This is a genomic window from Synechococcus sp. 8F6 (genome assembly GCF_002252665.1).
GTDB lineage: Bacteria > Cyanobacteriota > Cyanobacteriia > PCC-6307 > Cyanobiaceae > Cyanobium_A.
In genome coordinates, this window is sequence record NZ_NQKZ01000029.1 from 1 (window position 1) to 10477 (window position 10477).

Genomic DNA, 10477 nt, shown 5'->3' on the forward strand with positions numbered 1-10477 from the left:
GGCCATCCAATTCACGTCAGGATCACCGCCGTAAGTGGCTTCAGCTCAGAAGCGATCTCTGACTGGGCCAAACACCATCTGGCACCAGGCAGCCAGGGGATATGGGTCATGGTCTGTGTTCGGTTTGGTGGTAGTGCTCCGAACAGGGTCACAGACCGGCCCACCCATTGCCACAGCTAAAGACTGAGGGAGTTGAGCCGTCAGCCCCGGCTACGCCGGGGCTGATCCCCCCGAGTTACACCACTCCATGGGACGCCGCTGGATCCCGGCCAGGGCCGGGCCTTTCTCGAGCAGCACTTCTCCCTCACCAGCCGCCAGCAGCTCAGCGACGCCCAGTTGCTGCAGTTCAACATGCTGCTGGAGAGTGAATGGCTGGCGAGGGCTGAAAATGCCAATCCAACTCGAGATACCAGCACCCGAACTGCAGCCAGCGACTAAACAAGAGAAACAACCTGAGAGCGCATATTAAATCGGCAGGACAGGGGATCAGGCACATGCGCGACCACCGAAAATTAGTTACCGAAACCCGCTTTCAACGCAGAAAGTCACATCACCCTTGATGCATTCAGCTGCAATTCTCAAGCACTTCCTGTCTTTGGCAAAAAATACAATTAGGTTTTGCGCATTAGCCAGCATACAGTTGAAATGCTCAGCTTTTTGACTGTCATTTCCATGGGCTGCCGCCTAGACGTGATTAACAGTATTCAGCCCAATGTAATTGTTGTACTAACCAGGCCTCATGCATCACGCACTACAGGAAATATTTTAGCGAGCTGCGTGGTCTCAGGCCTGAAAGACAATAACCTAGAAATAACATGCACCGACTGAACCACCACTTTCATTACGCAACCCAGGGAAGACTCTTCATTGCCCACTCTTCCGCCCATACATCAGAAACCACCTTCAAAGATGTTGTTCCAAGCTGGGTTCCAGTCAAATCCTGAATCGGGAATGCTTTGTGGAGATGGACTTAGGACATCAAGCATGGAGTCACTCAACACACCTTCATACAGTGCGGCCTCGCCGTCTGGATCGCACCAAAACTGAGCCTGATTGGCCGTAATGCTGCTAATCCATATGCATTCTACAGACTTTGAATGTGCTGGGCATGAAATGATTTGCCCTGGCACAATCAAGCATTGGATTTTTCGGCCATCTTCTTGATTAACACATTCACCGGTGCTGTCATGGTTAGAAGTACAAAAAGCAATGAAGCCATCCATGCTCTTGGCCAGAAGCGGCAGCTGCGCAAAAATGAGACCCGCAGCCGCAAGCCCCAAAAATGATTTCGCAAGAAGGGAGTATTCGGGCTTTTCTTGCGTGCAATGGCTTTGCAAGGAGAATGAATTCTCATAATGGCAAGAGGCGATCGGTGGCAGCTGATCATTCATGAAGGAGACCATGGCGAGCCTTTCATCAGATGGAAATACTGGTCTTGATACATCGAAGGCTGCACGTATACCAGCAAAGCCATTGGCATCGACAAGCCATCTAAAACATATCCTAGATACACAGGGCACGGGTTGCAAACATGAGGATGACTAAATCACAAAAGAGTATTAGAAGCTATCGAATCGGGCAAGGAAACAGCACACAAGCTTAATTTAAGAAATAAGGCGCGAGCTTGCTCACAAGTCCAACAGGCTGAAAGCAGCGCTTGCTGGTTTTAGACCTGGGTTGGCGTGTGTAAAGGCACAACTGTTTATCCTCGTAGTGGAAAGTGCTCCAGATTCGCTTGCCAAGATAATCAATTTCGTAATCAGGCCTGTTGAGACGATACTGCGTTTGCAAACTGCATCCTCTTCCAGCCTGACGCATCATAGTCCATACACGCCCAATAATGTCAACACCATACATTTTGCTGCTGTTTGCGGAACGATAAAGGTCATATTGATTGAACTCTCTCTCCAGCCTCGAGCATTCTGCGGACCGTTCCATGAGCTGCTTGCTCGTTTCTTGGTGGTCGCGCTTCAAGTCCACCTCCTGCGGCAAGGCCTTGCCAAGGGCGGGCCAGACAATGAGGATTACGGCTGCGGTCAGCAATATGCCGCTCCATCGACCTGTGAACAACGCGTGAGCGGCGGGTTGCGGCGACGGTTGATTGCTGCTCATGGTTGCTTCAACGAGCGTTACTGATGCCACTGTGGCGTCTTTTGCTTGGGTGGGAAGCGGCGGGTGCGACGACACACTCAGTTGCAGCGGCTGCGTCAGACGCCACGGCGTGGCAGGCGGTGAGCTGAGATCTGCTGACAGACCTGCTCGATCAACTCTGACCAACCCTTGCCTGGCTGCTTGCGAAGCAGCCGGCTATTCGGATACCAGGGAGAATGCTCGCAAGTGGATGCCCAGCGCCAGTTGGGCCGCTCTGGCAGCAGCACTAGGCTAGGAATACCGAGGTTACCGGCTAGATGAGAGGGTCCACTGTCGTCGCTGACTACCCAATCACATAGCTGCATCACTGCCGCCATGTGCGCCAGTCGCAGCTCTTGGCTCACCATCGGCTGACTGTTGATGAAGCGCTCATGGAAGGAGCAGTCATGGAGCTGCTCCGAACCAATGCCTTTCTGGAAAGCAACCAGCCGCACGCCAGGCAAATCGGCAATGGGCTTAAACAGGTGCAGCGGAATATCCGAGCGATGCCCCTCTGAAAGGGCATGCAGCGCTGAACCATGCCAGTTGATGCCGATCAGAAGCTCGTCTTCATGGCAATCCAACTGCTGCTTCCAAGACACCACAAGCTCTGGATCAGCGCGCAGATGGGGCTTGGTGAGCTCACCATGCTCCTGACAGGTCCCAAACTGCGCAGGGGCCGACAGCAGCGGTAGCAAGCAACCTTGCCGCTGAGCAGCCAACTGCCCGTGCGGCAACACCGAAACCAGTGGCTGGAGGCTGCAGCGGAGGAGGTCCAACAATGGCGGCTGCACGTAAAGCAGAACCTTCCGCTGTGTCTGTGTCTGGATCCAGCTGGCGTAGCGGCTGAAGAGCAGAGTGTCACCCAGACTGGATTCAGCAAGCAGGGCGATGGGGCCCTCAGACTGGTGATCTTGCCACTGGGGAAGGGTGTGTTGGTGGCCGTGGATGGCCTTGGTACAACGCCATTGCAGCTCCTGAAATCCGCGCTGCAAGTCCCCGCTCAGCAGACATAGATCTGCCTTCAAGATGTGCAGCTTGGCTGATTCTGGCTGGAGCTGCAATGCCTCCTCGATGAGGTCAGAGGCCTTGGGCAGGAGATGTTGATTGAGATAAAGAGGGGCCAAGATGCAACTAATCGGCCATGCCCCGCTCGCTTCCTCACGAGCTCGCTCGCCGAGCTGAAGAGCCGCGATCTCATCACCGTCATGTTGGATGAGACGTGCCTGGACGGCCCGGCAGACGGCCTGAGCCTGGCGCAGATCTGAGCTCGTGAATGAGCTGCTTTGACTGGCGTCCAGGCAGCGGCGGGCATAGGCCTCGGCTTGAGTTGATTTGCTGAGCATGAGCGCACAGAAGGCAGAATCTGCCAAGTGCGAAGGATGATCTGGCTGCTGTTCGAGCAATTTTTCAAGCAGGGGGAGGGCCATGGTCCAATGGCCTGATCGGAGCTGCAAGGCCACGGCCCGTTCGAGGGCGCCCAAATGGTGGGGATCAAGCTGAAGGAGTTGTAAATAACGCTCCACGGCTAAGTCAGCGCTTCCCTGCTGCTCAGCGGCGCAGGCCTGGTGCCAGAGCTGCTTGACGTCTTCGGCTGGCAGGCTTAGCCACCTGGACTGCCATCGGTGGGCATCATCAAGACAGCCGCGCCTCCGTGCCAGCTCAGCCAGATCGCGATAGACGTCGGGCAACTGGCTGCGGGCCTGCACCAGCAGAAGCAAAATAGGCTCTGCTTCATCCAGCCGATACTGGGCTGCAAGCGGCGCAACTTGGGTGGAGTAGAAGTGGCGATGATTGCGTTGACGAGCCTCTCTGTGGGAAGAAGCCCCAAGGGGCTGGCCGGATCTCAAGCCAAACCCCCGATGCTGCCCACCCATCAGCCCTAGCGTAAAATAATATCATATACCAATAAACAAACTGGTCGGGCTCAAGCAGGAGCGAGAAAGCAATCATCAATAAGATTTGCAACAATCCTCGCAGCTGCCCAAGCAACCCTGAATATTGACCCCAGGAGGTGCTATGTTCAATGGGCACATGCTCCTGTCTGGTGTGAAAAAAATTATATGATTCCCCATTGTGACTCTCATTAGAGCAGCGCCTTCTATGTACTGGGCTAGCGAACAGCCAAACTTTCAAAGTTTCGTTCTCCATCAATCAAATCTGCCTTCACAAGATAACTAATACCTGCCGAGCCAAACATTCCCTTTTCTACCTTTAACACCTCTTTCCCCCCTACCTACCAATAAGAAAAACCAACAAATTTGGAGTTCACTAGAGGGGCCATGGAAGACAGAACAAGACCTTCCCTGTATGATGAATACTAATTCGAACGATTTGGGAGTTTCATTATGTTCAGGAATTAGTCATTAAATTCAAGCATTAAATTCCCCCCCCCCATCCGTCTTTTAACATGAAGCTAATTACCTCATCCTTGGCAGCCCTGATTGCCATGAATTTCTTTCAGCAAGTGCAGGGTCAGCAATTGCCAAATGCCCCAGCTAAAGGTGAAACTCAAAACACCTCTATCACAAACGGCAGTCGCACATCATTAAGTGTAGGTAATTCCACAGCTTTTGGCGCAAGCACTAACCTAACCGCTTCCGTAGGCTTAGTTGCGGTATCACGCTCTGTATTAATTCCAACTGAAGTTTCAGTTAAGACTGCAATTGGAGGCACTTCTGGCAGCACAATAATTAATATCAGCAACTTAACAGCCAAGGGTGACGGCAACATTAATCCAGAAAGCAATGGCATTGGAGCAGGTTCGACTATTCAAGCGGAAGAAACTCAGTTTGCTTCTGGAATTGCAAACATCCAAGGAATGACAGCCTCAGCCGATATGTTTATTCAGGATACTGGTGAGGCGAGTTTTTATAGCACTGTTCATCCTCACATTGAAGATACAGCATGTTCTCCAACCAACGCAATACCCTGCTTATATAAAGCCAATGATGGCTTGGTCAGCGGTAATGCAGCCGCCTCAGCAAACCTAAGCACGCAAACAAACATTGATATTCAAGCTAACTCCTTCACTCAGTCATTCGCTCAGAGCTTCTGAAGCGATACATGAAGATGATTGATTTACGCAGTTCTTCTATTTTAAAATTGTTGACACTTCTCTCGCTTCAATTAAGCAGTGCAAACGCTCAAGTATTAGAGCGTAATAATACAAATTTCGGGAATAACCGTGTATTTTCGTACACCGTTCAGTCATCATATGGAGTCAATACATCCGCCAATGCTTCTCCTAATTTAAGAGTAGAGACAGAGGCTGTATTAAATCTCAAGGAGGATTCACAGCTCACCAACAAAGCTGGAACTGTTGCTGGAGGCACTGGTGCAACCTTTCAAAATACGCCTAATGGCAGCAATGTTACATTAACTGGCATCACCGCAGATAATATATTCTTGATCGATAAGGGTACAACGTTTCGGGCTTCTCTTACTACCACTGAATCAGATGGACAAGTCAGTGTTGGCAATGCCTCTGCCACAGCAAGCCACTCGCTAACGGTATCCGTAAGCAACGGGGAGACTTCATTTTTCAATACTTTACGTGCAAACTTTGAAGGTGCTGAGTAATTTATGACGCCACCAATTACTCAAAAACGGCTCATCAATATAGTTTTTAAATATGCATCTCATGCAGCATTGCAATTTTCATTTTTCACAACTTTTCAGTATTCATATGCTCAACAAACTAATAATAGCTCTTCGCTAACCAACTCCGCTGCCCCCTCGGCGTCATCTGTTACAACTGGTGGCACCAACATAAATTATCAAACGAACAATGCCTATCAGAATGAAACTGGATTCGGACCTGGAGTTTACTGCAGAACGCCCACGTTATTCATAGGAGGAAATTATGGTGAAAATCAATTAAACGCCTTCGATGCTGTTACAAATAGTGGCAATGATGCAAACAATTTTTCTATAAATGCTGGCCTAGTTGTTCCATTTGGATCATCTGTTCTTGAGTCGTGTAAGCGTATTGCTGCAATTACAGTAGAGGATAGAGAAATATCGACTCAGTTGTCTATGATACGTGCGTGTGCTCAGCTCCAGCGTGATGGTATACGCGTTGATCCAGAGCAGTATCCTCTACTTGAAAAATGTTCAGTCAGCGTTATTGGACCTGCAAGATCTTCGCAAGGTCAGCGCTCACTGCAGTCTCCCAAATCAAATCAGTCTACTCCTCAAGTGCCTATAAAAGTACCGCAAACTACACGTAGCTAAATATCAGTTAATGCGAATCTCACTCCAGTTTATGGTTCTCACATCTAGCCTGCTCTTGGTTTCCACTGCTCCTGTCGTGATTGATAGTAACGCATCTGCTCAACCTTGTTATCCCTCGGATCCAACAGGAAACAATCCGCAGAACCCATGCCTGGTGTACCCACCTCCCGGTGTAAATCCCAATACTTTCATCGAAGGCACTGGTAGACCTGTACGTGAATTACCAACAGTGCAACATCCAGGCGGTAAAGCGATCCTCAATCCTTCAGGCTTCTGGACTAGAAGCAATACAAGCGGTCAAACTAGGGTGATCAAAGATAGCGATGGCAACATATTCACCCTGCCTAAGTAGAGATGCAAACACTCTCTAAACACTAATTCGTCATAATTGGCCAAATTATTTCTTACTCATATAAAACATACGGAGAAGACGTACCACACACGTTCTTATTAACTATAAACATTTAATGTCGCAATTATGCTAGAATTACTATAATTAGCAGCTTGAAATTTAGAATTTATAAGTGCTTTTTGGCGACAAGTTGGACCCTGGCAACCGTTGGGGGGGCTTTCGTCCCTGATTCCCCTGGAAGAGCTGGACGAAACATCTACCCGTCCTTCTACCCCACTACTGGCGCCCATGCTAAGAGTCTAAAAAAAGCCCCCTGATTGATCGCCTTTCTCTGCTGCCTCTGAAGGAAGCTGATCAAATTCATTGCAGCAAATAAGTTCTAAATCTCCGAATCAAAGAGATCTAGGCTCCATATGCATCAAAAAGGGTGTTGACTGGTGATTGTTATGCCCTCGGCTATTGAGACACACTTATGATAGGTCAGGTGTTACGGTGGTATCAATCTCATCGTGGCCGATAGCAGGTGCGTATGGCTTAAATCTACCTCAGCTAATCGATTTTGCACTTCTAGTAAGACACATATAAACGTGGCTACCCGATTAGAGCATCGAGCTGATTGACCAATTATACGCGTTCTATTATTGCAATATGGCAAAATAATTGCGGGAACGCCAAATAACTGATCTTCTACGATTTATCAATGAGCACGCCGCGGGGGCGAGCGCAAAGGAACTTCAATCACACATTGTCCAGATAGGCAGCCAGGTTTACCTTGAAACAGTTTATCTATAGCAACAAAGGAAGCTTTTAAAGGTCATCGTGGTTAGCAAAAAGGGCGATAGGAGAATTCATTAGTTACCACCACACACCCGTTCCCTCAAGCATAATCACTCTTGTCAGCCTGCAGGCCATTTACATGGGCCTGCGTAAGCAAAAACATGCTCAAGGCATGCTCTAGTTGCTAGATTGATACAAGTAGTTCGTCTGCTGCATCACTTATACGATGATCACGTGTCCTCATTTCACAGATAAGGCATTCGAAACCACAAAAAATTAATAGCTGCCCCGAACATTCGTCGTAATATAAAGAATCTGCCAAGGTATAGTTATGTAGAATTTTCAGATCAAGTAAGCACGGAAGCCTATGGCTGTTGTGAACATTGGCGGGGCATACGGCATGATAGCGGATAATACCATGCTCAACATCGATGCAGATGCCATTCCTATAGCCGTTGTAGTGGATACTATTTTTTGACCCAGAGTGCATCACTGTTGGTCTGTTGAAATCAATATGGTGTGTCATCCTACCCCTGGGCTACCTGACTAGCTTTATTTTTGTTGTCGCCTTCGCGGGGTATGCGCTGTCTGGGAACTGAGACAAGTGTGGCAATAATTATCTGGCCATCAAGAGCTTAGGGACCCTGAAAGCGGAGATATCCCTCAAACACCTCAAACAACTCCTAGAATATACCTGTTTTACGGAGTAGCTCCATGACAAAGATCTCTATAGTAGCGGACGAACTATTGAGAAACACACCATAGCTGACAAACTCCTCAAAGGGGCCGCCTCAAATCACTCAGATATCAAAATTTTATCACTATGGGTAAAAAGCTAGCGAAACACAAGTTACTCGAACAGGAACAATGGATCTATCCGATTACGCCCTGCATTGATACTACTTTCTTGCAAATACTCCTTGTCAAGTAGTGGGCGGAATGACAAACGTAGGAACAATTAAGGAAGTCACTGAAAAACCGGCTTATTCTCCTTCAGTATCTCTTCTTTTTGCTGTAAGTCCCAGAGAACTTGCCGCCCCACGACTGACAGGTAGACTCGATAAGTATTATAATCAAATATGCAGTACAGTCAAGCAACTTAACGAGTCCTTGCGGTGGCTAATAAATAAAAAAGCGAGGGCAAAACCCTCGCTTTATATCATACTAAGTAGAAATTAGGACGTCAACTATGCTATCAATTAGATCCAAAGGCCTGCATAAAGGCGTTAGCCGATGTGCTGTTGGCCTGCGTAGCGAAAGATGCGGTAGACATCTGTACTCCGGAACTTGCGTTCGCATTACCATTTCCCTCTTCGTGAGCTGTATTCTTGGTGGCCTCGGCCGTGAAGGAACTGGTGGCAGCAGCTACGACGTCAGAGATGACACCAATACCTGTTACCTTAACATCGCTCTCGCTTATGCGACTGGTAGCTGCTGATGCATTGACAGCTGATGCAGCATAGCCTTGATTATATGCTACATCATAGGCAGCCTGCCATTCGGATTGATTTGCATATTCTTCACCATCATACTTTGTGCCTGCCACCCACTCTGTGCCATATTCTGCTGAAGCAAGCTGATGAGCCATAGCGCTCTGAATAGCCTGCGTACCGCCACCAATCTCAGTTGTCATGAAGTTCGCAGAAATAACGCCGGACTGCTCCGCACCGCTTTCGGCTGTCTGAGAGGTTACGGACGAATTACTAACTACGTTAGAATAGGCATTCGTATATGCTTGCTTAAACTCAGCTTCCCAACCAGCACTCCACTGGGCTTCGTAATCAGCTTTTACAGCCGCGTCCCCGTTTGTGTACTCCGCACCATACTTTGCTTCTGCGGAAATGCCCCATGTACTGGTATTGGCTGATTCAGTAGCAATGGAATGGGCAGCAGTGGCGGCTGCTTCGGTTACAACGCTGGTGTTGAATGCTTCTGATGCGGTACCAATGGTTTGCTGGAGACGGCTAGAACCGGACAGATCTAAGTTACCCGAGCCGCTCGCAACGTAGTCTTGTGTTGAGGAGGCGCTGGCGTTCACACCAATATTGGTGGATGAGCCAACGTTGAAGTTGTTGTTGGTGCCAAGGCTTTGGTTAAATGTTGCAGTTCCTTGTCCGCTGAACTGAACATTACCTGCAGCCGGCGTTAAAATGTTAAATAGTTGGTTGGGCACATCAGCCGAAGCAGATTGACCGAATGCAAATGGCGCAACTCCCAGAGCTGCGGCCAAGAAAATAGCTCTTTTCATGGTTTTGATTTCGTGAGAAGCCTGCCTTAATCCGGCAGGCTCGTTAATTATAGCACCCCTTGGCTGGTGCAGGGCGAAAATGACTAGAAGATATCCCCAATCAATAAGTATTGCTGAACGGAAGGCCGCCCAACATATCAATTCCAAATGCCTATCAACGCATAAGGCCTCATCCGAGCGGCCAGAACTGGTGATGGTTCACTTTAGAAATAGAGTTTAACACTTTGTAGCAATGGTCTCCCTTTGCCCTCGGCGGTATTGGTATGTACCGAGGGGGGGGGGCTGGGTCCAACCGTATCAAGAGGCTGCTGAAAAACCAGTCGCCTAGCGGAAAATGGGCTAGGAGAACTGAGTTGATGCGGGTTGAGCAGTAACGCACAGGCCCCCTGTTTTCGTACATCTCAACAGAAGACCGGATCCCTGGATCCCACCCTTTGCGCCAGGTGCGGCAATTGGCCGATCAGGCCCTTTGCGCCAATTGCCCCACCTTTTACCGGTTATGTCCCGAGGACGGACGCCCCTCGATTCAGCCAGAACAATTGCTACTGACCCTGTTGCTGCAAGCGATCTAGCATTCGCTTCGAGCGGATGCTGATTGAGCAGCTCGGCTACAACCTGCTGTTCAGCTGGTTGGTCACCCTTCTGTTTTTGTCTTGAGCGCTGAACAGCGATGAACTGGACGTTGCGGTGACGGTCATATTTGAGGTCATCGACCCTTAGCTCTTAAGAGTTCG

7 protein-coding genes and 1 pseudogene are annotated in these 10477 nt (G+C 49.1%); 4 read left to right on the forward strand and 4 right to left on the reverse strand.

What is annotated here, in order from left to right:
* Positions 1–890 precede the first annotated feature (890 nt).
* From CJZ78_RS13845 to CJZ78_RS12800, 3 genes are all read right to left on the reverse strand, one after another.
* The gene (locus CJZ78_RS13845; RefSeq protein ID WP_143592932.1) at positions 891–1529 is read right to left on the reverse strand and encodes a hypothetical protein; all 639 of its coding nucleotides are present in this window, start codon (positions 1527–1529) and stop codon (positions 891–893) included.
* 70 nt (positions 1530–1599) lie between these two features.
* Positions 1600–2112, reverse strand: coding sequence for a hypothetical protein (locus CJZ78_RS12795; RefSeq protein ID WP_143592933.1), 513 nt, complete (start codon positions 2110–2112; stop codon positions 1600–1602).
* Between the two features lie 95 nt (positions 2113–2207).
* The gene (locus tag CJZ78_RS12800; RefSeq protein WP_094561700.1) at positions 2208–3851 is read right to left on the reverse strand and encodes a glycosyltransferase family 9 protein; all 1644 of its coding nucleotides are present in this window, start codon (positions 3849–3851) and stop codon (positions 2208–2210) included.
* Positions 3852–4561: 710 nt separating this feature from the next.
* Here CJZ78_RS12800 and CJZ78_RS13850 point away from each other — a divergent pair.
* Genes CJZ78_RS13850 through CJZ78_RS13860 form a run of 3 tightly spaced genes read left to right on the forward strand, consistent with a single transcriptional unit; the run spans position 4562 to position 6366 of the window.
* Positions 4562–5188, forward strand: coding sequence for a hypothetical protein (locus CJZ78_RS13850; protein WP_143592935.1), 627 nt, complete (start codon positions 4562–4564; stop codon positions 5186–5188).
* An 8-nt stretch (positions 5189–5196) separates the two neighbouring features.
* Positions 5197–5712 (forward strand): hypothetical protein, encoded by a 516-nt coding sequence (locus CJZ78_RS13855; RefSeq protein WP_143592936.1) that lies wholly within the window; start codon positions 5197–5199, stop codon positions 5710–5712.
* Between the two features lie 3 nt (positions 5713–5715).
* Positions 5716–6366 (forward strand): hypothetical protein, encoded by a 651-nt coding sequence (locus tag CJZ78_RS13860; protein WP_143592937.1) that lies wholly within the window; start codon positions 5716–5718, stop codon positions 6364–6366.
* 2324 nt (positions 6367–8690) lie between these two features.
* Here the strand turns inward: CJZ78_RS13860 and CJZ78_RS13865 are convergent.
* Positions 8691–9743 (reverse strand): hypothetical protein, encoded by a 1053-nt coding sequence (locus CJZ78_RS13865; RefSeq protein WP_158217088.1) that lies wholly within the window; start codon positions 9741–9743, stop codon positions 8691–8693.
* 386 nt (positions 9744–10129) lie between these two features.
* Here CJZ78_RS13865 and CJZ78_RS14515 point away from each other — a divergent pair.
* Positions 10130–10385: pseudogene (locus CJZ78_RS14515) on the forward strand (transposase); the annotation flags it as partial.
* Between the last annotated feature and the right edge of the window lie 92 nt (positions 10386–10477).

Excerpts from the sequence above, each read along its gene's own strand:
- CJZ78_RS12795 (WP_143592933.1), bottom strand. The coding sequence starts at position 2,112 with ATGAGCAGCAATCAACCGTCGCCGCAACCCGCCGCTCACGCGTTGTTC.
- CJZ78_RS13855 (WP_143592936.1), top strand. The coding sequence starts at position 5,197 with ATGAAGATGATTGATTTACGCAGTTCTTCTATTTTAAAATTGTTGACA.
- CJZ78_RS13860 (WP_143592937.1), top strand. The coding sequence starts at position 5,716 with ATGACGCCACCAATTACTCAAAAACGGCTCATCAATATAGTTTTTAAA.
- CJZ78_RS13865 (WP_158217088.1), bottom strand. The coding sequence starts at position 9,743 with ATGAAAAGAGCTATTTTCTTGGCCGCAGCTCTGGGAGTTGCGCCATTT.